19 protein-coding genes and 1 pseudogene are annotated in these 25965 nt (G+C 59.7%); 14 read left to right on the top strand and 6 right to left on the bottom strand.

The features are described 5' to 3' along the window. Positions 1 to 155: 155 nt before the first annotated feature. From ACWHRL_RS14110 to ACWHRL_RS14080, 7 genes and pseudogenes are all read left to right on the top strand, one after another. Positions 156 to 1256: pseudogene (locus ACWHRL_RS14110) on the top strand (type VI secretion system Vgr family protein); the annotation flags it as partial. Then, positions 1257 to 2231 (top strand): DUF4123 domain-containing protein, encoded by a 975-nt coding sequence (locus ACWHRL_RS14105; RefSeq protein WP_447894156.1) that lies wholly within the window; start codon positions 1257 to 1259, stop codon positions 2229 to 2231. It abuts the pseudogene before it with no gap. Then, positions 2224 to 5646, top strand: coding sequence for a T6SS effector BTH_I2691 family protein (locus ACWHRL_RS14100; protein ID WP_447894155.1), 3423 nt, complete (start codon positions 2224 to 2226; stop codon positions 5644 to 5646). Before ACWHRL_RS14105 ends, ACWHRL_RS14100 begins: the two co-directional genes overlap by 8 nt. A 10-nt stretch (positions 5647 to 5656) precedes the next feature. Then, positions 5657 to 6394 carry a hypothetical protein gene (locus ACWHRL_RS14095; protein WP_447894154.1) on the top strand — a complete coding sequence of 246 codons (738 nt, stop codon included), beginning with the start codon at positions 5657 to 5659 and terminating at the stop codon, positions 6392 to 6394. Positions 6395 to 6555: 161 nt separating this feature from the next. Further along, complete coding sequence (locus tag ACWHRL_RS14090) at positions 6556 to 6915, top strand: hypothetical protein (protein ID WP_447894153.1); 360 nt, start codon at positions 6556 to 6558, stop codon at positions 6913 to 6915. A gap of 15 nt (positions 6916 to 6930) precedes the next feature. Then, on the top strand, positions 6931 to 7155 hold the full coding sequence (locus ACWHRL_RS14085; RefSeq protein ID WP_447894152.1) for a hypothetical protein: 225 nt from the start codon (positions 6931 to 6933) through the stop codon (positions 7153 to 7155). A gap of 7 nt (positions 7156 to 7162) precedes the next feature. Continuing rightward, positions 7163 to 8512, top strand: coding sequence for a hypothetical protein (locus tag ACWHRL_RS14080; RefSeq protein WP_447894151.1), 1350 nt, complete (start codon positions 7163 to 7165; stop codon positions 8510 to 8512). A gap of 96 nt (positions 8513 to 8608) precedes the next feature. Here the strand turns inward: ACWHRL_RS14080 and ACWHRL_RS14075 are convergent, their stop codons facing one another. Further along, positions 8609 to 9496: a LysR family transcriptional regulator gene (locus ACWHRL_RS14075; protein ID WP_447894150.1), complete on the bottom strand. Its 888-nt coding sequence runs from the start codon at positions 9494 to 9496 to the stop codon at positions 8609 to 8611. A gap of 95 nt (positions 9497 to 9591) precedes the next feature. Between ACWHRL_RS14075 and ACWHRL_RS14070 the strand changes: the two genes are divergently transcribed. Then, the gene (locus tag ACWHRL_RS14070; RefSeq protein WP_447894149.1) at positions 9592 to 11109 is read left to right on the top strand and encodes a carboxylesterase/lipase family protein; all 1518 of its coding nucleotides are present in this window, start codon (positions 9592 to 9594) and stop codon (positions 11107 to 11109) included. Positions 11110 to 11125: 16 nt separating this feature from the next. Beyond that, positions 11126 to 12307 carry a quercetin 2,3-dioxygenase gene (locus ACWHRL_RS14065; protein WP_447894148.1) on the top strand — a complete coding sequence of 394 codons (1182 nt, stop codon included), beginning with the start codon at positions 11126 to 11128 and terminating at the stop codon, positions 12305 to 12307. 5 nt (positions 12308 to 12312) lie between these two features. On the opposite strand, the gene ACWHRL_RS14060 is transcribed toward ACWHRL_RS14065, so the two are convergent. Continuing rightward, positions 12313 to 13428: a metallophosphoesterase gene (locus tag ACWHRL_RS14060; protein ID WP_447894147.1), complete on the bottom strand. Its 1116-nt coding sequence runs from the start codon at positions 13426 to 13428 to the stop codon at positions 12313 to 12315. A gap of 295 nt (positions 13429 to 13723) precedes the next feature. Then, entirely contained in the window at positions 13724 to 14950 is a 1227-nt protein-coding gene (gene zigA, locus ACWHRL_RS14055; RefSeq protein ID WP_447529753.1) for a zinc metallochaperone GTPase ZigA, read from the bottom strand. Between the two features lie 397 nt (positions 14951 to 15347). Here zigA and ACWHRL_RS14050 point away from each other — a divergent pair, with 397 nt between their 5' ends. The 5 genes from ACWHRL_RS14050 to ACWHRL_RS14030 all read left to right on the top strand — a co-directional run bounded on the left by ACWHRL_RS14050 (position 15348) and on the right by ACWHRL_RS14030 (position 22332). Then, positions 15348 to 18164 carry a bifunctional diguanylate cyclase/phosphodiesterase gene (locus tag ACWHRL_RS14050; RefSeq protein WP_447894146.1) on the top strand — a complete coding sequence of 939 codons (2817 nt, stop codon included), beginning with the start codon at positions 15348 to 15350 and terminating at the stop codon, positions 18162 to 18164. A 188-nt stretch (positions 18165 to 18352) separates the two neighbouring features. Then, positions 18353 to 19768, top strand: coding sequence for an ethanolamine ammonia-lyase subunit EutB (locus tag ACWHRL_RS14045; protein ID WP_447894145.1), 1416 nt, complete (start codon positions 18353 to 18355; stop codon positions 19766 to 19768). After that, complete coding sequence (eutC, locus tag ACWHRL_RS14040) at positions 19758 to 20615, top strand: ethanolamine ammonia-lyase subunit EutC (protein WP_447894144.1); 858 nt, start codon at positions 19758 to 19760, stop codon at positions 20613 to 20615. The genes ACWHRL_RS14045 and eutC overlap by 11 nt, the downstream gene beginning before the upstream one ends. 95 nt (positions 20616 to 20710) lie before the next feature. Further along, positions 20711 to 21460: an SIR2 family NAD-dependent protein deacylase gene (locus tag ACWHRL_RS14035; RefSeq protein WP_447894143.1), complete on the top strand. Its 750-nt coding sequence runs from the start codon at positions 20711 to 20713 to the stop codon at positions 21458 to 21460. Between the two features lie 125 nt (positions 21461 to 21585). After that, entirely contained in the window at positions 21586 to 22332 is a 747-nt protein-coding gene (locus tag ACWHRL_RS14030; RefSeq protein ID WP_447529748.1) for a tRNA-uridine aminocarboxypropyltransferase, read from the top strand. Here ACWHRL_RS14030 and ACWHRL_RS14025 read toward each other — a convergent pair. From ACWHRL_RS14025 to ACWHRL_RS14015, 3 genes are read right to left on the bottom strand one after another with little or no spacing between them, the layout of a single operon-like run. After that, the gene (locus ACWHRL_RS14025) at positions 22329 to 23225 is read right to left on the bottom strand and encodes a DMT family transporter (protein ID WP_447529747.1); all 897 of its coding nucleotides are present in this window, start codon (positions 23223 to 23225) and stop codon (positions 22329 to 22331) included. The genes ACWHRL_RS14030 and ACWHRL_RS14025 overlap by 4 nt on opposite strands. Continuing rightward, a complete protein-coding gene (locus ACWHRL_RS14020) occupies positions 23222 to 24472 on the bottom strand; it encodes a TraB/GumN family protein (protein WP_447894142.1) in 1251 nt (416 codons plus the stop codon). The genes ACWHRL_RS14025 and ACWHRL_RS14020 overlap by 4 nt, the downstream gene beginning before the upstream one ends. Positions 24473 to 24504: 32 nt before the next feature. Beyond that, positions 24505 to 25953 (bottom strand): TrkH family potassium uptake protein, encoded by a 1449-nt coding sequence (locus tag ACWHRL_RS14015; protein ID WP_447894141.1) that lies wholly within the window; start codon positions 25951 to 25953, stop codon positions 24505 to 24507. Between the last annotated feature and the right edge of the window lie 12 nt (positions 25954 to 25965).

Here is a 25965-nt window from a genome sequence, read left to right as displayed (position 1 = left end):
TGCAGGTGCTATTGCCTTGATACGAATTGAGCGCTTCGCCTCGTTCATCTGTTTGATGAAAAAGACAAGAATCGCGACGGTGGCGCCCACCGGCTGGTGTTCTCCGACGGCCCCCAGGTGCTGACGAATCTGGGGGTAACCATCCCCTAAAATCGGTGCACCACACCGGCGAGCAGCCCCAGGCACTGGAAGAGGACAGCATCAGCGCCAGCGACACCGACACCGGCGGCATGACCCGCTACGTCAACCAGGTCACCCTGATGCCCGGTGACGCCGCCTGGCGCGCCACGCCCAACCCCAAGCCCCGGGTCGACGGCCCCCAGGTGGCCTTCGTGGTCGGCCCGGAAGGCGAAGAGATTCACTGCGACGAGCACGGCCGGGTCAAGGTCCAGTTCCCCTGGGACCGCTACGCCGAGCCGGATGACACCGCCAGCTGCTGGGTGCGCGTCTCCCAGGGCTGGGCCGGCGGCGGCTACGGCAGCATTGCACTGCCACGCATCGGCCACGAGGTGATCGTTTCCTTCCTGGAAGGCGACCCGGACCAGCCGCTGGTCACCGGGCGCACCTATCACGCGGTCAACCAGCCGCCCTACGATTTACCGGCGAACAAGACCCGCACGGTGCTGCGCACGCAAAGCCACAAGGCCGAAGGCTTCAACGAACTGCGCTTCGAGGATGAAGCAGGCGAGGAACAGATCGGGGTCCACGCCCAAAAAGACCTGGAGCTTCTGACGCTCAACGACCGTACCGAGGAGATCGAAAACGACAGCTTCCTGAACGTCAAAAACGACCGTATCAGCGAGGTCGATCACAATGATCATCACACGGTGCACGGCGACCGCTTCGTGCATGGCGAAGGCGATCAGCACCTCACCGTACAGGGCAGCCTGCACCTCAACGCCGGCCAGGCCTGGCTTAGCGAAAGCGGCCGCGAACTCCACATCAAGGCCGGTCACAAGGTCGTGCTGGAAGCGGGCAGCGAGATCACCCTCAACGCGGGCGGCAGCTTCATCAAGCTGGATGGCGGTGGCATTACCATCGTCGGGCCGACCGTGAAGGTGAATGCGGGGGGCAGCCCGGGTAATGGGACCGGGCAGGCGGCTCAGCCGCCCAAATTACCACCTGTATTGGACGGTATCGATCGAACACAGGCGTCGTTACAACCCATCAATCGGGCAGCCCAGTTAAAATCACTGCTCAAGGCACCTGCTTACTGTGATATTTGCGAAGCAAGTGACGCGGGTGAGGAGCGTTAAATGCCACCATTAGCGACCGCAACGCATGCCCTCATTGACGGCGTTTGTTACCCCAAGGCACTCAAGCGCTTGTACGGCCGTAGCGATATAGAAGAGATCGTGCCGCTCTACTTGGGAACGCGCTGGAAGGAGCTGGCTGAGCACGGCCCTTTACTGGTCAAGCTTGGAGGCACGGGGCTGATTAATGAGGCCAGCGCCGGGAACACTGATTGGTTATATCGAGCGATGTCCTTTTTTAGTAGCCAAAGTGATACTCGCCAGATCAGTCGACACCTTCGCCGTTTTATCACTTTCAAAGGAGCCGCCAATGTCGAGCAATTACTGCGCTTTGCGGACCCACTGGTCACACGGCACTGGCTGGAAAGCTATGGATCGGCATTACCCGCCCATGTGATGGGGCCTATCGATACATGGTGGGTGGCTCACTGGTCGCCTCGCTGGAGCGATCGGCGTGCTGTCACATGGCAAGCGTTCACGCTGGCAGACGCGCCCCTGACACCCAATGCCTTTGCTGCATCGGCCCACTGCCAGGCACCCGATTTCCTGCCCATGGCAGACGCCCAGTATGCTGCACTAGAGGCCGTGACCCAGTGGCAATTGAAAGAGCGGTTGACCGATCACTTTCAACAACAGGCGGCCGCCGCTTGGCAACGCCTGCCGGCTGAGCAGCGAGGGCAGTGGCTGGACGAACGGCTGGCGGACGCCCTGGCATGGGGCGCCAATACGCACCGCCAGCTCGCGATATGGGTAGATTTAAGCCTGCATTGGGGAGACGACTTTAGTACGGCAAGTGATGGGCTCTACCAGCGCTGGCGAGCCCACGAGGAGCAAGCGCTTCGCCTTTCCGCAGTAGAGCAGCTCTACGCGTTGGATCGCTGGAGTCGAACAGGCGCAGCCGCGACCTCACCGGTTCATGCCCGTTATTCAAGCACTTCCCACTCTTCATCATCTGTTAAAGAGGCATTTCATGGCTAACACGGACGCTCAGACACAATCCCGCGATGCCTCCTTTGATGAAACTCCCGTGGGTGGCGGTGTTTGCCCGCTGTTGCTGGATGTCGACATCTTTCCAGTGCGTTATGCAATCGATGAGGCTCCGGATGAAGCGAATGCACCCGCGCCCCATTTGATCGATGAGCAATGGCAGGGGCCTAATTATCCGGCGATTGAAACCCGCGATTACACGCTGCGCCAATTGCGTGATGGCTGGCTTTATGTGTGGGTGAGCGAAGAGGGCGAGATACGTATCGATGAATACGCCATAGATGGCGCCATGTTCAACGGGGCGCCTCATCTAACGTATTCGACCTGCGTGTCCATCGCCATGGCCTACTCCAGTGTCCAATGGACCGACCGCATTCGCGACTATGTGCTGGAGAATACGGAGGTTCGCCAGCGCATCATGCGCGCCGTGAACTTGAATGCCGCGGTCAGTGCTGTCGGTGATGACGCTTTTTCTCCTCACGCGGCTCCGATCACTCAATTGGCCGAGCACGTAGCAGATATTATGCCCAATGGTGCCGTGGATGGATTTACCAGCACTACTGTCTCGACTGTGGAAAGAGGAGCGGCGCTGGAAAACGTCGACAATAGCACTAGTCAAAACCGTGAAGATAACGATGAAGAAAGTAACGCAGATGATGATGAAGAAAGCTTTTATCGGTTACTTGAAGTAAAGCCAGAGATAACTCAAGCCAGTGTTCTTTCCACTATCGCTAATCACGATGAAGCTATCTTTGTAGCACTGGATGACGATTTGGGCATCGTCAATGACTTGACCATGGTTCTGGTTGGGCGCGAAATAGAGCTGGAAGCCTTTCTGGACGAATACGGACATAAGCTCGAGACGGCGCAAGTCGTCAAAGCGCTGTGTTTGATCGATATTGATGACCTAATCGGTGAAGACGTTCGCCAGGACCCCGAGCGTTATCGCGAGTTGACCGTCAAAACCGGTGAGTTGCTTGACGCTTTGAAAAACGTAACGAATGGATCGGACAATACGTTGCTCAATAGGGATCAGCGTATTGATCAGCTACGTGAAGAACTCATAGAGCTAGGCATGCCTGCCCCTCCAGGTCGCAACAGCCCGCTATACGAAGAGTGGCACGCCAAAGAGCATCCCCGCCTGGATGTCCGGCTGAACGAGGCCATCACCTTTCTAGCCGAAAAGGAGCCACAGCTTGAACGGTTGCAGGCACATATCGAAAACAGTCTGGCCGACCTGATCATCTGGCTGGAGCGCTTGCCATTATCCGCTCAGGATCTCTGTTTCGATACCTGTGATGCCGAGCAAAACCGGGCCATTCACGAATGTGGCTGTATGGCAATGGAAGCGCTTGGCGCGACACAAACAGGTCGAGCGTGGCTGGATGACACCTATCAAGTGCGCGATTCGCTGATTGGTTTTGCGATGAGTAACTTCGATCCCGCGCTGACGACCGCTCTAGAAACCATCGTGCAAAACTTTATCGAGGAAGGCACTGAGGATGGCGAGCCTGCAGATAGTGACGTAACGGCAACCAGCGTAATGGGGCAAGTTAGCGCTGGTATCGGGGTGCTCAATCTGGATGTGGTAAAGAATCATCCCGTATATAAAGCGTTGGCGCCGCCGGTCAAAGAGGCGTTCGAAACGCTGCGAACGGAAGTTAGTCGTTCAAATGCACAAATATGGGGAACAATTGGCTATCAAGTACTGCCATCCTTAAGTGCGAAAGGGCAAGTTTCTTTACAGAAAGCTGTAAAATCGCTGATGCATCCCTCGATGGTAGCGTTAGTACACCCCGACGTTGCCTCTACGGAAATCGTTATCGATCCTGAATACGAAAACAAACACCGCCAATGGCGGGAACAGGCATGGAAAATCACGGGAGACATTCACGATGAAAAGCTGCGCCGCCAAAACGCGGGTAACGCTCAAGAGCGCGCGGCAAGCACCAGAACATTGGAACGGCTTGAAGAGCAACGTTACGAGCATGCTTTTGATGAGCCCAAGCGCGCCACCGCCGCAGATGGGTCGCTGGACCAGCGTTCGTCAGGTAACCAAACGCGGGCCAATAACCTTACCAGCGCGGGCTATCATGAGCTTCGCTATCAGCATCAACTAAAATTGATGAACGGGGCGAGTGCCGCTCGCCGGCACATGACAAACCGTGTAGAGCAACTGGGCGGTGGCTTGGCCCTGTTGATCGCAGGGTTGAATCTTTACAGCTTCATGGATGCGGCCCGCACTGCCCAAAAAGAGGGTGTTGATGATGAGGGCATGCGCAAACTGGCCGCGACCACGGGAGCCGCGACGGTAGCGGTCATGAGCCTGTGGGTCATGCCATTTTGGAACAAGTATGCGAAACAGCAATTCAGGCTATCAGGAAATATGAAAGCGGTGGCAGGGGCCGGTGTTTCTAAATGGAGTGCCTCACCGAATAATGCGCAGGCTGCACGACTTGCCGCCAAATTGGCTACCCGCATGGCGGGGCTATCAGCCATTGGAGCAATTGCTGCCGGGTTGGATGCATGGCAGACGAGACAAGATATAAGAAAAGCATCCAGTGAGGTTGAGCATTCAGCGCTTTTAATTAAAGCTCTTGCAGGTGCCACTATAAGTATTACTACTGCTGCTCAGCTTGGTGGAGCTGTTGCAGGCAGAGTCGCTATTCTAGGCCGAACATATTCCTTTGCTTGGATACTTGGACCCTGGGTCTCCGGCATTCTATTTGCGGCAGGGGTGATCCACCTGGTTGCATCTTATTTTGCTGCCCGGTACAACCGCGAAGGGGTGCGTGAGTGGTTATATAGCAGCACTTGGGGCCAAGGCGACCCAGCATGGGAGGACAGCGACGAAGGTAATAAAAACGAGTGGCGAGCCTTGATGGAAATTCTGCTTCAGCCTTCCGTGAGGTTGACGAGTGTAAACGATGTAACGTTTGACTCGTCAAACATGAGTTATTATGGGATAGGCGATATTGCTAGCAGCTATCAAGGTTGCTGGCTGCAAATCGCCTTTCCCGCCTTGCTGGCGGGTGAAACTATCAAACTGTCCGAGAATGCCCGAGGTGGCTTCTGGGCACCTGCAAGCAGCTATGAACAAAGCCCTTCTCAACAAGGTAAGCGAGGATCAGTTCTACCCACCTATGCTGGCTACGACACTAACGATGTACGCGTATGGCAAGCCTGGATTCCTGCCAGAGAGCAATCCGAGCTCGAGCCGTTTGTACTAACGGTGAGTTATGAAGAGACGATGCACACACTATCAGGAAGTAGCTTAGGCTTTACCTTTTATAAGCCGAATGCTGCCAGAGGAAAAAAAGAGATTGAGCCTAATAGCGAAGAAGGCCAAGGCATCAGTCTGCCCGCTCACTTTGAGATCACGATACCCATGGGCTTAGAAGAGTAAGGATATTGATATGTGGTTTGTACAACCCAAGCAGGACTATATTCCAGAGATGCCATGGAAGCACACAGATGAGCCTGCCCTCATGAGCTGGCAAATTCGGGCGCGAAATTATGACACCTTTGCCGCGAATGTTTTATTGTCTGCATTGACGATTGTTAGCTTAGGTGGTGCTTATTTTTCTTTTGATACTGCTTCACTTGTTTTTGAAACATTTCTCTCTTCTCTTTTAGTTGGGGCGGGGATGTTCCTTCTTTTTATGCTAATCGTTATGAGTATGACCCATCAGACTACTATCCTTGTTTATCGGTTTACAGATCAGCATGCAGAGGAATGTTCCTGGAAACCCCAGATGGCGTCTGTGAAGCCATTTTTAAAATGGTCGGCTATTATCTCGATGCCAATTGTTCTAGTGCTGATTCTCATGGATTCGTCACTGCTCATTACCAGCCTTGGGCCGCTGGCAATGGGCTTGGCGGCTTGGATGATGGGGACATCAAAAGGTTATCAAGCACTACATGGAGCGCAACAGCACGACTACGATTGGCGCAAAGCCGACAAAATTTACCTTTATCCAGGAAGAGATATCATTGGCTTGAATGTGCCCTGGTATCACCCTGAAATGGACGAGATGATACCGGAGGGTATCAAGGAGATTTATTGCAAGAAAGGTGAGCGCGATAAAGTGTTGGGTTTTTTGACAAGCAATCTTCCAGATATCGAGGTTGTAGAAGAAAAGTTTCATCTGTGACGGTGGGGGGGATCGGTTTCTTAGCCATGTTCTGGGGGCATAGTTCGGCGTTGAGGCTTTTACGCAATACGCCACCCGTGCGCTTGCACCGCCAACGTCGCGAAGTCTGTTTTGTAGTAGAAGAAACAAAAGAAACAGTCATTGTGCCTTGGGAGTCCATCATGGCCTGGGTAGTCGAGGCACGCGGTGTTACTCAATACGGTGTGCAGCAACAGTTTGGCGTAGGCATGGGCTACGCGCATCCTGAAACGGGGCATTGGCTAAAAATCGAGTTCATGACCTTCGCCAAACCGCTGGCCATCAGCCAATGGGAAGCTGTACGTGCCTACATGGAGTATGAGGTGAACACCCATGCCGAAATACAGGACCCGCTAACCGCGCGCGAAGAAAGCGATCCCCCCTGGGAAGGCGTACATACCCTGCGCCGGGCGCGCCGGCGAATGAATGAACGCCGCGCCAGCGGCGAGATCGGCTGGCTCTACTGGGGCGCCTGGTACGCGATGGATATTATTCAGCTTTGAAATCTGCCGGGCTATTTGACCGAATGGGACAACCGGCGCTTGAGTAAGGCGCGCCCTAAACTGCTGCCGCCTGAGATGATTGAATGGTCGAAACCGTTGCCCGAAGAACAGTGGGCCAAACCAAGCGATGAGTTGGTAAGATTGTCCAAAGAGGTCAAGCGTATTCGCGAGCAAGACCCGGCCTTGCCGATTGAAATGGTGTTCGCCGACGCTTATCGACGCCAGGGTATCACCGCATAAGGTCACTATGTTCAAGACGAATATTCGCTCTACGCTGCCCCCCATGCGCGCGGGTGAACGGGAAAGCCGCGCCGGGGGCGAGCAATACTGCTTAAGCCCCTTGCCGCTACCGGTGAATAGCGAATACGCCTTGGATGTGGCGCATATCGACGTGCGCCACGATGACGCCACCATGGATATCCGCCAAGGTGCCAGCCCGGATAGCATGATGACGGCGGGACATATGCTAAGTGGTTTAACGCTATTTATGAGTGGTTTTTGCTTGATACTTGTTTTGGCTACTCTTATGAAAAATACGATGCAAGAGTTAGCATTTGCAGTATGGGGTGGGGGGCTGTATACAGGTTTTCTATTTGTCTTTACCCTTGCGATTCTTTGGCTCAATACGCTATTTAAGCGTATGCCGCCCATCCGTTTGAATCGTCAGCGTCGAGAAGTGGCCTTTGTGGTCGATCCACCAGGTCGTTTCTGGCTGCCCGCCCCTCACAATCTTTGGTTAGCGTCGGCGGCTAGCTTTGCTGTGAATATTTCTGGCTTCATGGGCCTCATTGAAATAGGCGAGTGGCTGCGCGGTGCTCGTGAGAGTTTTCCCTTCGGCTTTATGCTGATGCATGTCGGCGGGTTTACCTTTTTCTTCGTTTATCCTCCCCTTTACGATCTCATCTGCCGACTCTGCAAACGCGAGCGCCGCACGGTACTGGTGCCCTGGGAAGACGTGGTAGCGGTGTGTGGATTCAACCCCAGCCTGGGGCCGGGGGCGATTACCGGCTTTGGCTGGAACTTTGCACTGCTACCCCCGGACCCGGAGCGCCCCGGCTATACGCTACCGGGGGCGGGCATCATCGTCAGCGTGGGCGGGCTGCCGGGGGCGTTGTCCCAGTGGGAGTACATCCGCCGCTTTATGGAAGAAGGTACCAAGGCCATCACACCTGCCGCCCGTGAGTGGGGCGTGGCGTGGTACGACGCCTACGTGGCCCGGGAAAAGGCCGAGTGCGAACGCACCAATGACAAGGCCCGTTGGCGACGCTTTCGGCGCAAGCGGCTGTGGGAGCACGCCCGCTTTGCCCACTGGTACACCGAATACCGCATGAAACACATTCTGCCGAAAGCCGTGCCCCATGACTGGCTGGCCGAGTGGTCGAAACCCTTGCCGAAGTCCCGGTGGGCAACCCCGACGAAAGAAGTCACCGAGCTAAGCGAGTTATTACGGGCAGCTTACTTGCGTGGCGAGAAATTCATCGAAATGGGCGATATCGCCAAACGCTTTGGCGTCGCGGTACCCGCGGCCCGCCAAAAGGCCTACCCTTCGTTTCCCTTCAGAAGTAACGCCCAGCCTGTTTCAGATGAATATCAGTAAGCATCATGTCATGGCACAAAAAGTAGCCGTTGGGTCCCTTGGCCGTACTAGCTGCTGCCGGGTCACCAGAAGTGATCGAATAGCACTCGGTGCGCGCTAAGCCCAGGAAGCTTTCAATAGCCTCGCCAGGTAGAGAGTGGCCGGCCCAGCGCCGTGGTGATTTTGGTGAACCAGTTGTAGCTGCAAACTGCGCTGGGCGCCTTCGGCCAGGTTAAGAGGCACCAGCGCCCCGCGGCCGAGTGCTTCCTCCACCATGTATTCGGGCACCCAGCCATAGCCCAGCCCTTCCTCGATGGCCTCGATGACGGCGTCGAAGCGGTTGAAGCGCCAGATGACCGCCGAGGTGAAACTGTCGGGAACGTGCTCGGTATGATGGGCATCGCCGCTACTTTCGCATTTGATGACGTGAGAGAGCGCCAGGTCCTTGCGGGTAATCGGCTTTGAATGCAGGGCCAGCGGGTGCCCGGGGTGGGCAACGCACACCAGCCGGAGCTGGCCAAGCTCGTCACTGAGGGCGCCGGCGGGGCGTTGGCTTGTCAGGTAAAGATCCGCCTCGCGGTGTTGAAACCGGCCCAGCAGGGCCGGCAGGGTCACGTAGTCGATATCCAGCAGCGTGGCGGGAAAATGTGTTTTGAAGCGGGTCAGAATGTCCAGTAGCCAGCGCGATGGCACGCAGCTTTCGATGCACAGGCGTACCTTGATTTCATGGCCCTTTGCCAGTGAGCGCGCGCGGCCTTCGATTTGCAGCATGCCTTCTACCATGGCCTTGCCATCTTCGAGCAGCAGTTCGCCGATAGGCGTCAATACCGCCTTGCGCCCGCGTATTTCGATCAGCGTGGCGCCCAGTTGCTCCTGCAGTTTATTGACCGCGTAGCTCACCGTGGACTGGCTGCGCTCCAGGTGCTCGGCGGCTTTTTGAAAGCTACCTTGCTCGATCACCGTTTTGAACACGTTCCAGTGGTCCAGCGTCGTTTTGGGATTCATGGCGCTCAACGTATCTAAAAATTGGATCTATTTTAGCTATAATTTGATTTTTTAATCCAAAATTTATTGGCTAATCTGGGCTCGGAGGTAATCCAATGAGCCCAGCAAAACTGTTTTCTATTCTTCTCGCGGCCTCGGCCGTCGATATGGCCGCGGCGTCGACTTCGCTGACGACTGAGCACCTCGAACTCACCGGCGAGAGTCACTCGGGGGTGGTGAGCTACCTGGGGATTCCCTACGCCCAGCCGCCGGTGGGCGCGCGTCGCTGGCGCGCGCCCGAGCCGCTGACCGACACGACGCCAGTGCATAACCTGGGGCGCTTTGGCCCTGGCTGCGCGCAGCCCTATATCCAGGCGATGGCGGATCAAAACGTCGACCCGGAACAGACCAGCGAAGACTGCCTGTATCTCAACGTCTGGGCGCCGGAAGACGCCGCCGAGCGCGCCTATCCGGTCATGGTCTGGCTGCACGGCGGTGGGTTTAGAATCGGCGGTAGCCAGCTTGGGCTTTATAACGGTGAAGCGCTGGCGCGGGAAGGCGTGATCGTCGTGACGCTCAACTACCGCCTGGGGCGGCTGGGCTTTTTTGCCCACCCGGCGCTTGGCGACGAGGAATCGGGCAATTTTGGCCTGCTCGATCAAATCCAGGCGCTGCGTTTTGTACATCAGCATATCGGGGCGCTGGGCGGCGATCCTGACAATGTCACGCTGTTTGGTGAGTCCGCCGGTGGCGCCTCAATTCTCTATCTTATGGCCGCCCGGCAGGCGCAGGGGCTTTTTCATAAAGCGATCGTCCAGTCCGGCGCGATCGATATGCCGGAACTAAGCGGCGAGCAAATGGCGACGCTTGGCGAACGCTTTGCACGTAATGCCGGGGTCGCGGATGCCGATGCCGAGGCGCTGCGCTCGCTGCCGCTGGAGGCGGTATTGAACACCTCGCCTCAGGATAAAACCGACACCATGCCCTTTATCGATGGAAAGCTTGTCGAGCAAAGTGTCTATCAGGCGTTTGCCGAAGGCGAAGTGGTACCGGTGCCACTGCTTATCGGCAGTAACGACTATGAGGCGGGCTTTTTCCCGCCCGGCTTTAGCTTGCGCGTGCCGGAGATGATGAGCGCGGAGCAGTGGCGTAAGGCAACGGCCTACACCGATGACTACGGCGTGGCGCAAGATGCTGACCCCAGCCAGCGCCGCTACGCCCAAGCCGCCCAAATTGCGACGGACCTGTTCGTGACCCAGGGCACCCGCCGGGTGGCCCGCGACCATGCCGCCCAGGGCAATCCGGTGTACCGCTACAGCTTTACGTATGTGCCCCCGAGTGAGCGCGACACTACCCTGGGGGCGATTCACACCGCCGATGTTCATTACGTGCTGGGCAACGCGCTTTCCGGCGATGCCGACACTCAAGCCATGAGCGCCGAGCTGCAAAAGCGCTGGGCCGCTTTCGCTCGCACCGGTGAACCAACAGCGCGCCACCAGCGGCGCTGGCCAGGCTACCAGCGCAGTAATGAAATTCTGCTGCACTTTACCTCCGACGGCACCCGCGTTGGCGCGGATCAGGCCAGTGCCAGGCTCGACTTTCTTGAGTCGCTTGGCAGCCTGCAAATCAATTAATACGGTGAGAAACGCCATGACAAACGATCAGCCCTGGCCCGATTTCACGGCCGATACGACGCTTTCTGATGCGGTCTACAAGAAGGTAGTGCCCCACCCGGAAACACCCGAAGAGCTGCTGGCCAAGGGCCGCACGATTACCGCGCGCATTCAGCAAGTGGTGCCCGAAGAGCGCCTGCCGGGCAAAAAAATCCCCTACTGCATTCGCGCGGATATGGGCGAGCGCTACCTGATCGCCGGTACGGTCGTAAGCGTCATCGCCCGCGCGGCGGATTCCGGCAATATGTTCGAGATGTGCACGGTGACCGGCGGCAAGGGCGCTGGCCAGCCAGTGCACCATCACCGCGAGCACCATGTGGCGCTCTATTTGCTGGATGGCGAGGCGGAGCTTTGGCTCGACGAGGAGCGCTACCAGATGAAAAAGGGCGATTTTGCCAGCGTTCCGGAAGGCGTCGACTACGCTTTCCGCTTTGGCGCGCACCGTACCAAAATGCTGGTGTGGTATGCCGGTGAGGGAATTCAAGCGGTGCTCCAGGCGCTGGGCGAGCCCACCGCGCTCTATATTCAGCCCGAAAACGCGCCGCTCGACTGGCAGCCCGAACGCATCGCGGCGGCCGAGCACGCCGGCGATATTACCTTTGCCCCCGACCCGTTCCCCGAGCGGCCGTTGTTGCCCATCACCCGAACCTCGCTGCCTGAGCAGACCGTGGCCTACACCCTGGCGGCGGACGAGGGCCAGAAGTTCGCCGGCGGCCCCGAGTATTTTGCTCTGCTGGCGACCCAGCAAAATACCGGCGGCAAGTTCTTCGTGGTAATGAGCCAGGGGCCGCAAACGCCCATGATTCCCAGGCACTACCATAACCTGCATACGGAGAACTTCTTCTGCGTGGATGGTGGGCTGGACATGATCGTCAATCATTCCACGCTTAGCCTGGCGCCCGGAGATTTCGCCTCCATCCCCGCCGGGACTATTCACGCCTACCAGATGACCAGGCCGTTTAACCGCTTCATGGGTTTTTTGACCCCGGGGCTTTTCCAGAATTTCTTTGAAACCCTGGGCGAGGCGGGCTACGAGGCCAACGTTTACCCCAGCGAGCCGCGCCAGCTACGCTTTGACCGGGTGATCAAGGAACTCGAAAGCCTGGATCTGGTGGTGGTCGAAGAGCAGATGCAGGCCAAGGAAGCCGGCGGCCACTGATATGGTCAGCGTGCACGCAGCGTAATCCGCGTAAGCTCGGAAGGTTTGCCCAAGCGCAGGGCGAAACCCGGCCACAGCGCGGTGCCGTTATTCAGGTAAAGCGTCATGCCATCGACCTCATAACGCCCGGATACGAAGCCGTTGTTGGCGCGGGCGACGATCCGATCGAACCCCATGATCATGCCGCCGTGCGTGTGCCCGGAGAGCTGAAGATTAACGCCTTGCGCGGCGGCCCTGGCGGCGTTGCGTGGCTGGTGATCGAGTAGAATCACCGCCGCCTCCGGTGGGGCCCCCTCCAGCGCCTGAGCTAAATCCGGCCCCGGGCGGCCGCGCCCGGTGGCGGAGGCGTCCGTCACTCCCGCTATCACCAGTGCGGCCCCGTCGCGTTCGATAACGGTGTGCTGGTTGGCGAGTATCTGCATACCCAGCGTCTGATAGTGCGAAAGCCACTGCTCGACGCCGAAATAGTATTCGTGGTTCCCCGGGCTTACGATCACCCCATCCGGCGCCGAAAGCCCGGCGAGCGGGGCGACATCGTCGCGGCGCGCCGCCAGCTCGCCATCGATCAAATCCCCGGTAATCAAAACGACATCGGCGCCCAGCGCGTTGGTCTGCGCCACGACCTCCTCGACCCAGGGCCGCTCGAACAGCCGGCTGATGTGTAGATCGGTCAGGTGAGCGATCTGGTAACCCTCGAAGGCGTCGGGCAGCCCGGGGATCGCGATCTCGACATCCTTGAGCGGCGGCACCCTTGCCGCTTGGCTAACGCCGAACGCGGCAACGCCAAGGGCAAGAGCGGCCAGCGTATAGCGAAGCGCGGCGGGGATAGCGAGCAGGTGTCCTTTAGTCAGCGCCAGCAGCGCGGTAACGGCGTCGGTGACCAGCAGCATCAGCGCCAGAAAAATCATGGCGCCGAACAGCGTATTGACGGCCAGTACGACCGCGCGCGGCACTTCCGGTGAAAACATGCTGCCGAAGGCTAGTTGGGTCAGCAGGTGATGCTGCGACACCGCCAGCAGCACCGCGCTCAACGCCAGCTTGATCCACAGCGGCCAGCCAAGGGGGGCAATGAAGCGAATGATCACGATCAGACAGGGCAGCGAAACGGCAAAATGAAACATCGAAGGCTCTCGTTGGGTAAAGGAACGCAAGGCACGGTCCAGGAGAAAGGCTGAGCTGGAAAAGCCGCCAGGCGCCGTGCCCCTTGGCCGGTTAGCGCCGTAGGCCAGCTCATTGGCCATCACCCGCCAGAATGGAAAGACGGCCACGATATCACGCGCAATGTCGGCGTTGGTCACTTCCGCAAAACCCAAGGCGCCAGGCGTTTGAGGGGATAGCGTACCCGGGAAGGCCCGCCGTGGTGTGATTATAAGCGAACAAAGAGGCGTGCGCCTCTCCGTGGTAGGTGGGGGATTTTCACTCCCAGGTAGGGAAAGGGTCCGGTAATGCAGTCCAGGCCTCGACGCCCGCGAGACGTTCGTCTTCCGATAAAAGGCACGCATCGAGGGCGGCGCGCATGCGCTCCTGATTCAGGTTCTGGCCGATAAATACCAGTTCCTGGCGCATATCGCCAAAGGGCTCCTGCCATTTTTCCGTGATAAACGCGCGGTACTCCGGGTCGTCCGGCCAGCGCTCTTGCGGCACGGCCTTCCAGAACATGCCCGCCGCGCCGTGGTGGGCGATACCGCCGGCCTGGCTCCACTGGCCTGCCCAGTGCGGGCGGCTCGCCAACCAGAAGAAGCCTTTCGAGCGCAGCAGCCCCTCGCCGAACCAGTCGGCGTGTAGCAGCTCAAAAAACTTCTCCGGGTGAAAAGGGCGCCGCGCGTGGTAGGCGAAGCTGCCAATACCGTACTCCTCGGTTTCCGGTACGTGCTCGCCGCGCATCTCTTTTAGCCAACCCGGGGCTTGCTGGGCGCGTTCGAAATCGAATCGGCCGGTGTTGAGCACCTTATCGAGCGCTATTTTACCCTGGCGGATCGGCACTATCTCGGCCTCCGGGTTGAGCGAGGCGAGCACCGCTTTCAAGGTCTCGAGCTCGCTTTCGCTCATCAGGTCCGTTTTGCTAACCAACAGCACATCGCAAAACTCGATCTGGTCGGCCAGTAAGTCGGCCACGTTGCGTTCGTCTCCATCGCCCAGGCTTTCGCCGGCCTCTTCAAGGCTTTGAGCCTCGCGGTACTGATGCAAAAAGTTAGCGCCATCGACCACGGTGACCAGCGTATCCAGGCGTGCAACCTGGGAAAGGCTTTGACCGTCGTCATCTTCGAAGGTGAAGGTTTCGGCGACCGGAAGCGGCTCGGAAATGCCGGTCGATTCGATCACCAGATAATCGAAGTGCCCCGCTTTAGCGAGTCGGCCGACCTCTAAAAGAAGGTCTTCACGCAGCGTGCAGCAGATGCAGCCATTACTCATTTCCACGAGCCGCTCTTGCGTCCGGTTCAAACCGATGTCATGCCCCGGTGAAGAAGTGTCGGGCCCACCGCGCACCAGCGCCGCGTCGATATTGATCTCGCTCATGTCGTTGACGATGACGGCCACCCGCAAACCTTCACGGTTGGCCAGAATATGATTGAGCACGGTGGTTTTGCCCGCGCCTAAAAAGCCCGAAAGTACGGTGACGGGAAGTGGCTTGAATTCAGGCATGACGGTTAGTCTCCCATTTTGTGTTATGTAATATTATAACAATAAAGAAAGGATGAAAACATTCATGTACTCAAGAGGAGTAGCCAACACCTGGTTTGACGAGTAACGCTGATTGAGACCGCCTGGAAGTAATTCAACGCTAAAGGCGCCTGCACCGAGTTGGGCATTGGCCACAGGGCATTACCGTCCAAACATCAAAACCCCGAGTAGCGGCGATCCAACGGTGGGCGGTATTTGAACGGCGGGGAATCCGATACATTAGGGGAGTTGTTACACTGTTACCCAAGACCCGCCGTTCAGGGGGCGCGACATTGACGAAATAGAGCAGGCGAACAATGTTGTTTCAAGGCATGGGCTTAAATGCCGTTAACTGATCCATTTGAAGGCGCTTCATATCATGTTTCCTGACTCTGCACCGGATGTTCTAAAGCAGTTATCAAGAAGTTTAATCAGCAGTGACCGGGAAGAATTTTTTCAACACCTTACGTTTTCATTAGCATCGTTGCTCGATGTCGATCATGTGTTCATTGCCCGTATCGATGCTCATGGGAGCTTCGTATCGCCGCTGGCGTTTTACTCGAACGGGCAGTGGATAAGTGAAGCACCGTACTCGATCAAAGGGGCCGTGTGTGCCCAAATCAACCCCCGTTGCGAATTCATGGTAAGCCAGGGCGTCTGTGAGCAGTTTCCTGATGATCCGCATCTTGCGGCGCTCTCTGCCGAAGGCTTTTTGGGGGTGCCCATGCTGGATGCCGACGCCAACTGGCTCGGCGTCATAGCGCTCATTCACTCTTCCCCTTTGACCCTGCCGGATTTTGCCATCGATACGCTGCGTATTGCGGCTTCCCTGGCGGGGGTCGAGCTTTCGCGTCAATTGGCGGGGGCCAGCGCAAAAGTGCATATTGACCGCCAGCGCCGAGCGCTTCGGCTATTGAGTGAAGGCGGCGAGACGGTATTCAATGCCCCAACCGAGGCCGCCCTGATGCAAGGCTGTTGCGATGTGGCCGTGGGCACCGGTGGCTATGCGGCGGCCTGGATCAGCCGGCCCGACGCCACGCGGCGCGCGGATTCGCTGAGCGTCACCACAATGGCGGACCGGGATGGCGAGGAGGTTGCCTGGTGCAGCCCACGCCAACTCATGATCAAACGCTATAGCCACGTCGTCACCCAAAAAGCGTTCGAGCAGGGCCGCCCCCTGGTGGTGAGTGAGCTTACGAACACCGGCGGGGTCAACGAGAATCTCAAGGAGGGGCTGCTGGCCCTCGGCGTCAAAGCGTTTATTGCGCTTCCTCTGATGTTTCGCGATGTTCCGCTGGGCGTGCTGAGTTGTTATCACGCCCAGGACGCGGCCATTTCCGAAAAAGAGCTCAAGATCCTCGGCGACCTGGCCAACGATATCGCGTTCGGGCTGGACAATTTTCTGCGCCGCCAAAACGAGCAGAGCATTCAGCACGCGGTGACCCACGTAGCCACGGCGGTGTCCGCCGGCCACGGCAAGGCCTTTTTGTCGCAACTGACCGTGCACATGGCGACCGCGCTCTCGGCAGAGGTGGGGTTTATCGCCACGCTGGACAAAGAGGCCCCCGATATCGCCACGATGGTATCGATTCACGTCAACGGCGAGGAGCAGCCCGAGCTTCGCTATCACCTGACGGGGGTGCCGTGTGAGGATGTCATCGAGCACCGCGAGTGTATGGTGCTGGAAGGCGCTTCGGTGCGCATGCCCCGCGAGGCCAACGGCGCGCTCGATTGGGTGAATGGCTATATCGGCCACCGCCTGGATGACGCCCAGGGCAAGCCGATCGGTATCGTTGGCGTCATGTACGAGCAGGCGCTGACGCACACCCACATTGCCCGAGAGGTACTGCAGATATTTGCCGCCCGGGTCGCCTCGGAGCTCTCCCGCCAACAAGACGAGAGCCTTATCCGCGAGCTGGCCTACCGGGATGAAGGCACGCGGCTACCCAACCGCGCCGATTTCATTCGCCAACTGACACGCCACGTTGAGGCCAAGCCGCCTCGGCCGCTGGCGCTGCTGCTATTGGGGCTCGATCAGTTTAAAGAAGTGAACGACACGGCCGGCCACCACGGGGGCGATATGGTGCTCAGCGAAGTGGCCCAGCGTTTCGCGGCGGTGCTCGGCGATCAACATTACCTGGCGCGGCTGGGCAGCGACGAGTTCGTCGTCATCTGCCGTGACACCGGCCAGCAGGCGGCCCACGACGTGGCCGCATCGCTTCAAAAGGCGCTCGAAGCCCCGATCGTCGTCGAACAGCACTCGGCGGAGCTCAGCGCAAGCGTGGGCATATCGCTGTTTCCGGAGCAGGCGACGAGCGCGCAGGGCCTTCTGAAGTACGCCGATACCGCCATGTATCAGGCCAAGCGGCAGCCGGTCAATACGCGCCTTTTCCAGCCCTGGATGGAGCAGGTCATGCGCGAAAAGCTGGACATGGCCAAACGGTTGAGCGCCGCGATCGCCGATAAAACCCTCGGCCTGCACTTTCAGCCGCAGGTGGATATGCAAACCGGCGAGCTGATCGGTGCCGAAGCGCTATGCCGCTGGCAGGATGACGTGCTTGGCAGCATCTCGCCGGGTGTTTTCATTCCGCTGGCCGAAGAGCGCGGCATGATGATAGCGCTGGGGCGCTGCGTGATCGAAAAAGCCTGCCAGCATCTTGCCCACTGGAAGGCGCAGGGGCTCACGTTTCGCGGGCAGTTGGCGATCAACATAGCGGCGGACCAGTTCGACGACAGCGACCTGGCCGATGCGCTGCTCGAAAACTGCAGCGCCTACCAGATCGCCCCGTCCGCGCTGAGTCTGGAGCTGACCGAAAGCGGCATCATGATCAACCCCGAAGAGGCCGTTGCGATGACCCGCCACTTCAAGGAGCAGGGCATGGGCCTGGCCATCGACGACTTCGGCACCGGCTACTCGTCGCTTGCCTATTTGAAACGCTTCGCCGTGGACAAGATCAAGATCGACATCTCGTTCATCCGCGACATGCTCACTAGCGAAAACGATCGAATGATCGTTGCCACCATTATCGCCATGGCCCACACCCTGGGTCTGGAGACGATCGCCGAAGGGATCGAGAGCCCGCCGCAGATCAAGCCGCTTATCGACATGGGCTGTATCCAGGGCCAGGGCTACTACTTCGACCAGCCGTTGACCCCGGAGGATTTCGCCCGTCGTTGGCTCGGGGGCCAGGCGTGAGTTGGGCTGTCGCCGGTTCGCCGCGGGTGGTGCGTGGCGCAGGGAAGGGCGCCGGATTTGCCGAAACTTGATAGGCGAAGCGGGCGGTTAGCGCTAAGGTGGGGAAAAGCCAATAAACGGTCCCGATGCTGGCCGCTGGTCGTTGCGTGCCAGGTATCGAGGACCTTCTAGTGCGAAGGAGACACCCCATGGCCGGGAACTACCACACCCAAGTGGGTAGCCGCTGCTACCGCTTTAAAAGCCTTGCCGAGCTGATGGCGAAGGCCACCCCGGCGCGCGCCGGCGACCGGCTGGCCGGTGTGATGGCACAAAGCGCCGAGGAGCGCGTGGTTGCCCAGATGGTCCTGGCGGAGCTTCCGCTCACCACGTTTTTGAGTGAGACTCTGATTCCTTATGAGAACGACGAAATCACCCGGCTGATCATTGACGACCACGACGCCAGCGCCTTTGCGCCCATCACGCATCTGACCGTGGGCGATTTTCGCAACTGGCTGTTGTCGGACCAGGCCACCCCCGAGGTGCTGGAGCGCGTGCGCGCCGGGATCACCCCGGAAATGGCCGCCGCGGTGAGCAAGCTAATGCGCAACCAGGACCTGATTCTGGTGGCCAAGAAGTGCCATGTGAGTACCGCGTTTCGCAACTCCCTGGGGCTACCCGGGCGCCTCTCCACGCGGCTTCAGCCCAACCACCCGACCGACGACGTGACCGGTATCGCGGCGAGTATTCTGGACGGGCTTTTATACGGCAGTGGCGACGCGGTGATCGGCATCAACCCGGCCACCGACAACGTCGCCCAAAGCGTGAAGCTGATGCGCCTGATGGACGAGGTGATTCAAAAGTACGAGATCCCCACCCAGTCCTGCGTGCTAACCCACGTGACCAACACGCTGGAAGCGATCGAGCAAAACGCCCCGGTGGACCTGGTCTTTCAGTCCATCGGCGGCACCGAAGCCACCAATCGCAGTTTCGGCTTCGATCTGGCAACGCTTGCCGAGGCAGAAGCCGCGGCGCAGTCGCTCAATCGTGGCACGGTGGGGCGCAACGTCATGTACTTCGAGACCGGCCAGGGCAGCTCGCTCTCCGCCGACGCCCACCATGGGCTGGATCAGCAAACCTGCGAAGCGCGCGCCTACGGTGTGGCGCGCAAGTTCAGCCCGCTGCTGGTCAATACCGTGGTCGGCTTCATCGGCCCGGAGTATCTCTTCGATGGTAAAGAGATCACCCGCGCCGGGCTCGAGGATCATTTCTGCGGCAAGCTTTTGGGCGTCCCCATGGGGTGCGACGTCTGCTACACCAACCACGCCCAGGCCGACCAGAACGACATGGACAACCTGCTCACGCTTCTGGGCGTGGCCGGGTGCAATTTCGTGATGGGCATTCCAGGCTCTGATGACATCATGCTCAACTATCAGACCACCTCGTTTCACGATGCGCTCTACGCCCGCCGGGCGCTCGGCCTCAAGGCCGCGCCGGAGTTCGAACAGTGGCTTTCGCGCATGCAGATTTTCAGCGATATCGACGCCCACCGGCTGAGCGAGGGCCTGCCCGCCGCCTTTGCCAATAGCCTGCGCCATCTACCCGGGAAGGCCCGCCATGAACACTAAACCAACGCCTGGAACGCCCACCGACAGCCCACACCGCCACGAGCCGGTCGTCGTCGAAAACCCCTGGGAGACGCTGCGCGCCTTTACCGACGCGCGCATTGGTTTGGGCCGGGCCGGGGTGAGCCTGCCCACGAGCAAACTGTTGGAATTCCAGCTGGCCCACGCCCAGGCTCAGGACGCGGTGCACTGCCCGCTAGCACTAGAGGCCCTGAGCGAGACATTGACCGAGGCGCTCGCCCTCGAAATCGCCCCGATAGCGCTGCACAGTCACGCCGAGGACCGGGCCACGTATCTACAGCGCCCGGACTACGGCCGCCGGCTCGACGACGAGTCCCACGGGCGGCTCAAGGAGCACGCCACCACCGAGCGCGCCGACCTGGCCGTGGTGATCGTCGATGGTCTCTCGGCGCTGGCCGTGCAGCAAAACAGCGCGCCGTTTTTACAAGCGCTCTACCAGGCGTTCGAGGAAGACGCGCTCGATTGGACGCTCGCGCCGCTTAGCATCGTCGAGCAGGGGCGGGTCGCCATTGGCGACGAGGTCGGCGCGCTTTTGAACGCCGACGCCGTGCTGGTCATGATCGGCGAGCGCCCGGGGCTTAGCTCGCCGGATAGCCTGGGCCTCTACATGACCTGGGCGCCGGAAGTGGGCCTCAAGGACGACCGGCGCAACTGTATCTCCAACGTGCGCCCGGCAGGGCTCGATATGAAGAGCGCTTCCCGAAAGCTGTTGCTGCTGTTGAAGGAGGCGCGCGAGCGTAAGCTTTCCGGTGTGAAGCTCAAGGATCGCAGCGAGGACGACGTGGTCGAGGGCATCGGATCGACACGTAACTTTCTAGTGGCCGACTGACTGTTTTTTATCCGGCATATCGCCTAGGCTAACAAGCAATTCCGGCCGCCTTCACTTTAGTTCGAGCGGCCCTTTGAATGGCAAAGGAGGGCGTTATGTTGACAAGCGAGCCCGCAGACGGCAGCCACTTGCAGGCGGTGTCGTTGCCGCACCTGGTCGTGTTTACCGGCTCTGGCATCAGCGTGGAAAGCGGCATCAAGACGTTTCGCGCAAGCGACGGCCTGTGGGAGGAACACCCGGTCGAAAAGGTCGCCACCCCGGAAGGCTTTCGCGATGACCCCGAGCGCGTACTGGCCTTCTACGACCAGCGCCGCGCGCAGATTCGTAAAGCCAAACCCAACGCGGCGCACAAGGCGCTGGCCGCCCTCGAGCAGGATGGCTTCAGCGTCTCGATCATTACTCAAAATATCGACGACCTGCACGAGCGCGCAGGTTCTTCTCATGTGCTACATCTTCATGGCGAGATTCTAAAGGCGCGCTCCACCGTCGATGCGCGGCTGCGCTACCCGGTCACCGGTAATATCGCCCTGGGCGAGGTGTGCGACAAAGGCAGCCAGCTGCGCCCGGACGTGGTCTGGTTCGGCGAATCCGTGCCGCTTTTCGACCAGGCCTGTGAGCTTGCAAGCCAGGCGGACTTCTTTCTGGTGGTGGGTACCTCGCTTGCGGTCATGCCCGCCGCCTCGCTTTTGTCCTATATCGACGCGGAAACCCCTTGCGCACTGATCGACCCGGACGCGGATGCCCTGACCCCGCCCGGTGTCCTGGCGATCAACACCACCGCCGGGGAGGGCGTGCCGGCGCTGGTCAACCAGTGGCGTCGCCAAAGGAGTTTCGAGCTCTCCTGATCCGGGGGCGGGCGCTGGATCTCGGGCGCCCCGCCCGCTTTCACTGGCCCCGGCAGGCGGGTCTGGCTCGTCACGCGCCGGGCGCTGCTTTATACTCGGCGCCCTTTGACTAACTGGGTGCGCGGATGTCTGCCTCTGATACTACCTGTGAACAGGATGCGCCGGCCGAGCATCCTCAACCGCCGCGGCGCGAGTTCAAGGCGCGTGGCAGTTTCGTGATCCGCTGCGAAGGCTGTAACCTGCCCAAGCTCAACTGCCTGTGCCCCTACAAGGCCGTGGCGCAAAGCCACGCCCAGGTATGGCTGATCACCCATTCCCTCGAACATTACAAGCCGACCAATACCGGGCGGTTGATTGGCGATGTGCTGGCGCAAACCCGGGTATTTACCTGGTACCGCACCGCGCCGGACCCGGAGTTGATCGCGCTGCTCGAGGATCCGCGCTACGCGGCTTTCGTGATCTTTCCGGATGACCACCCGGACTACGCCGAACGCGTGGTGGGTATCGACGCCGTGCACAGCGCCAAGCGGGAGGCGCGCATACCGGTATTTATCATTCTGGACGGTACCTGGCGCCAGGCGCGGCGCATGTTTCGCAAAAGCCCTTACCTGGACGCGCTGCCGGTGCTGCCGCTGCATACCGAGCGCGAAACCCGCTACCGGCTAAGAAAGCCCGCCTCCCGCGCGCACCTGTGCACCGCGGAAGTGGCCACCGAGCTTCTGCGCCAGGCCGGCGACGAGGACGCGGCGAGCGTGCTGGACGATTACTTCGACGTGTTCAACGAAAGCTACGCGGAGAGCCGTTTCTATCGCAAGATCGACGAGCCGACCCCGGCCATGCGGCGGTTGCTGGCGCGCAAGGCGCAGGGCTAGTTAGGCAGCCAGCGCAGCAGCACCTTGCGCACCCAAAACCAGCGGTTGATAAGCAGCGCGGCGAAAATCAGGCTGCACCCCAGAAGCTGCAGCAGGGACATGGTTTCGCCAAACCACCAGCCGGCGAGTAGCGCGGTCCACACTGCCTCGAGCATGAGTATCACCGAGGCGTGGCTTGGGGTGGTCATGCCCTGGGCGGTGATCTGCAGGAAAAAGCGCAGGGCGCTTGCAAGTAGCGCACTGGCCATGAACCAGCCCAAAATCGAGGTGCTGAGCACCACCGGCTGATGCTCCACCAGCAGCGACGTAACGCTTAGCACCACCCCTACCGCGAGCAGTTGCAGCGTAGTGAGCGCCAGCGCCGGTACGTGGCGCACCACACGGGTGTTGACGTTGATCAAAAACGCAAAGCAGAGCGCGGCGCACACCATATAGAGCTGGCTGGCTTCTACCCGAAAGCCTGCGTTGAGCGAGAGTAGCGCAAAGCCCGTCAGGGCGACCGGCAGCGCCACCCAGGTCGAGCGGGGCGGGCGGTCACCGAACAGCAACCGCGCGACCACCGGCACCAGCAAAATCCCCAGGCTATTGATAAAGGCGCTTTCGCCCAGGTGGTCGGAGTGGCTGAGCCCGAGAATCCAAAAGCCAATGGCGGCACTAAACAGCACACCCACGAACAGGCCGCGGCGTATACGCCGCGCGGGCAGCCTGGCAAGCGATGGCCAGGCAAAGCCGAGTAGCACCAGCCCGGCAAGCAAAAAGCGGGTGCCGATGAACAGCAGCGGCGGCATACCCGCTAGCGCCTCCTTGGAAAATATCCAGCCCGCCGCTGCCACCATCGTGACCAATAGCAGCAGCGCATCCGCTTGCCAGGGCGCGCGCTCGATGTTGTTCACACGGCGCTGCCAAAAAGCGCACCGGCGATTCTAAAGCCGGCCACCCAGGTGCCCACCGCCGAGCCCAGCGTTGCCAGAATGAATACCAGCAGCGTGCGCGAAACGCGGTTTTTCCACCAGCCTTTCAACTGGGTCACGTCGTGGCGCAACGAAGAAAAATCGCGCACCTTGGGCTTGCGCATGTAAAGCTCGACCCCGGCGGCCACGAACCCGGCGCCAATCGTTGGGTTGAGCGAGGTGAGCGGGGCGGCGAAGAAGGTAGTGATCACCGTGACCGGGTGGGCCAGCGCAATAATGGTCGCCCCGCCGGAGAGAATACCGTTGATCAAGAACCACTCCAGCACCAACTGCCAGCCAAGCTCGGTATTGCGCGAAAAGCCAATCGCGAAGCCGGTAATCACCAGGGCGGTGATGAGCCAGGGCAGCGCCTTCCATATTTTGGAAGGCGGCGGCGTGGTCTCCAGCGCTTCGCGCTCGGTTTTGGGTGTCTCGGGCAGCGGCGCGCTCAGGTGCTCCGTGGTGCCTTTCAAGTGGCCGGCGCCCAGCACCACCAGCACGTTCTTGTAGCGCCCGGGCGGGGCCTGCTCGGCCAGGCGCAGCGCCATGTAACGGTCGCGCTCGCGAATTAAAGGGGTATAGAGGTTTTCCGACTCGGCGGCGAATTCGCTGAAGGTGGCCTCCAGCATGTCGCCTTCCTTGAGCTTTTCGATCTCTTCCTTGGACACGTCCTGGCGGGACATGACGCTGCCGAGCAGCCCGGTAAACAGCGAAAAGCGTTGCCACCAGGGGACGTTGCTGTAGATACGCTTTAGCGTCACGCCCACGTCGCGGTCGATCATCATAAGCGACAAGCCGTGGTTCTGGCTCGCCTCGACCGCCGCGCGCATCTCGGCCCCTGGCTGAATACCGGACTGGTCGGCGATGCGCTGCTGAAACGCGCCCAGGGCGAGACTGGCCGCTACCATGCCTGCCTTGCCCTGCTTGAACACCTGGAAAAGGTCTTGCTCGCCCATCGCGTCCGGGTTGGTCATGCTGTGGTGGCGGGCCTCGCAAAGCTCGATGGCCACGGCATCGAAGGCGCCGCTATCGAGCAGGCGCGTTACGTCCTCGGCGCTTTGGGCTGATACGTGGGCGGTGCCCAGCAGGGTGTAGCGGGTCGCGCCTATTTCAACGGTGTTCAAGGGGCCGCTGGTCGTCGGAAGCGCCTGGGCCGGCTCGGTGGAGGAGGGTGCGTCGTCATCAATCATGGTTGTCTCACTAAAAAAGGGGGCCTCGCGGCTTAGCGGCGCCAGAACGCGGGGGTGAACAGAACCAGTACGGTAAAGATCTCGAGGCGGCCTAAAAGCATCGCCAGCACCAGAATCCACTTGGCCAGGTCCGGCATGTCGCCGTAGTGTTCGCTTGCCTCGCCAAGCGCCGGGCCCAGGTTGTTGAGCGCCGAGCCGACGGTGGACCAGGCAGTGATTTGATCCACGCCGGTCGCCATGACGCCGACCAGCATCAAAAAGAACAGCATCACGTAGGCGGAGAAAAAGCCCCAAACGGCCTGGGCGATGCTGTCCGGCACGCTCACCTTGCCCACCTTGACCGCGATGACCGCGTTGGGGTGGATCAGGCGCATTACCTCACGCATGCCCTGTTTCAAAATCAAAATGATACGAATCACCTTCATGCCGCCAGCGGTCGAGCCGGAGCAGCCACCGATGAAGGCGGCCACGAACAGCATGAACGGCAGCGCCCCGGGCCAGCCGGAAAAATCCGCCACCGCAAAGCCGGCGGTCGTGGCTACCGAGACCACCTCAAAAAGCGCATGGCGCAGGCCGTGAAGGGTGTCGTAGGTGCCGGTAAACCAAAGCGTGAAGGTCGCGATGGTGACCAGACCCGCAAGAAACAGCATCAGAAAGCGCGCTTCCGGGTCTTCGAAGTAGTGCAGCAGGCGCTTCTCCCGCCAGGCGATGAAATGCAGGCTGAAGCTGAACGCCGAAATCAGCATGAAGGAGACGCAAATCAACTCGATGGCGGCGTTGTTGAAGTAGCCGATGCTGGCATCGTGGGTGGAGAAGCCGCCGATGGCCACGGTCGAAAAGCTGTGGCCGAGCGCGTCGAACCAGTTCATGCCCGCCAGCATATAGGCCACCAGGCACGCCATGGTCAGCGTGGCGTAAATGTACCAGAGCGCCTTGGCGGTTTCGGTGATGCGGGGGGTGAGCTTGGAGTCCTTGAGCGGGCCTGGAATCTCGGTGCGGTAAAGCGCCATGCCGCCCACGCCCAGCGTCGGCAAAATGGCCACTGCCAGCACCACGATCCCCATGCCACCCAGCCACTGAAGCTGCTGGCGGTAGTAGCGAATCGATTCGGGCAAAAAGTCGATGCCGGTAATCACCGTGGCCCCGGTCGTGGTGAGCCCCGAGAACGACTCGAACACCGCGTCGGTGAAGTCGAGGGCGGCGTCGCCGGACAGCATCAACGGGATCGAGCCGAAAAACGCCAGCACCGTCCAGAACATCGCCGCGATGATGAACCCATCGCGAATGCGCAGCTCCTTGTGCGCGCGCCGGTTGGGCAGGTATAGCAGCAGGCCCGTGGCCACGGTAATCGCGATGCCGCTAATAAAGGCGTACCAGACGCCATCGCGAAACCATAGCGACATCAGCGTGGGCGGCAACATGGTAAGGCTGAAGAGCATCAGCAACAGCCCTAAAATGCGTAGAATGACCCGCAGGCTCATGGAATCGAACGG

The organism is Vreelandella sp. GE22, from assembly GCF_968212445.1.
This window is presented reverse-complemented; position numbering and strand designations above follow the sequence as displayed.

Bases quoted from the DNA above. Each gene is read 5' to 3' on its own strand.
- ACWHRL_RS14105 (WP_447894156.1), top strand. From the start codon at position 1,257: ATGCCACCATTAGCGACCGCAACGCATGCCCTCATTGACGGCGTTTGT.
- ACWHRL_RS14100 (WP_447894155.1), top strand. From the start codon at position 2,224: ATGGCTAACACGGACGCTCAGACACAATCCCGCGATGCCTCCTTTGAT.
- ACWHRL_RS14095 (WP_447894154.1), top strand. From the start codon at position 5,657: ATGTGGTTTGTACAACCCAAGCAGGACTATATTCCAGAGATGCCATGG.
- ACWHRL_RS14090 (WP_447894153.1), top strand. From the start codon at position 6,556: ATGGCCTGGGTAGTCGAGGCACGCGGTGTTACTCAATACGGTGTGCAG.
- ACWHRL_RS14080 (WP_447894151.1), top strand. From the start codon at position 7,163: ATGTTCAAGACGAATATTCGCTCTACGCTGCCCCCCATGCGCGCGGGT.
- ACWHRL_RS14075 (WP_447894150.1), bottom strand. From the start codon at position 9,496: ATGAATCCCAAAACGACGCTGGACCACTGGAACGTGTTCAAAACGGTG.
- ACWHRL_RS14070 (WP_447894149.1), top strand. From the start codon at position 9,592: ATGAGCCCAGCAAAACTGTTTTCTATTCTTCTCGCGGCCTCGGCCGTC.
- ACWHRL_RS14065 (WP_447894148.1), top strand. From the start codon at position 11,126: ATGACAAACGATCAGCCCTGGCCCGATTTCACGGCCGATACGACGCTT.
- ACWHRL_RS14060 (WP_447894147.1), bottom strand. From the start codon at position 13,428: ATGTTTCATTTTGCCGTTTCGCTGCCCTGTCTGATCGTGATCATTCGC.
- zigA (WP_447529753.1), bottom strand. From the start codon at position 14,950: ATGCCTGAATTCAAGCCACTTCCCGTCACCGTACTTTCGGGCTTTTTA.
- ACWHRL_RS14050 (WP_447894146.1), top strand. From the start codon at position 15,348: ATGTTTCCTGACTCTGCACCGGATGTTCTAAAGCAGTTATCAAGAAGT.
- ACWHRL_RS14045 (WP_447894145.1), top strand. From the start codon at position 18,353: ATGGCCGGGAACTACCACACCCAAGTGGGTAGCCGCTGCTACCGCTTT.
- eutC (WP_447894144.1), top strand. From the start codon at position 19,758: ATGAACACTAAACCAACGCCTGGAACGCCCACCGACAGCCCACACCGC.
- ACWHRL_RS14035 (WP_447894143.1), top strand. From the start codon at position 20,711: ATGTTGACAAGCGAGCCCGCAGACGGCAGCCACTTGCAGGCGGTGTCG.
- ACWHRL_RS14030 (WP_447529748.1), top strand. From the start codon at position 21,586: ATGTCTGCCTCTGATACTACCTGTGAACAGGATGCGCCGGCCGAGCAT.
- ACWHRL_RS14020 (WP_447894142.1), bottom strand. From the start codon at position 24,472: ATGATTGATGACGACGCACCCTCCTCCACCGAGCCGGCCCAGGCGCTT.
- ACWHRL_RS14015 (WP_447894141.1), bottom strand. From the start codon at position 25,953: ATGAGCCTGCGGGTCATTCTACGCATTTTAGGGCTGTTGCTGATGCTC.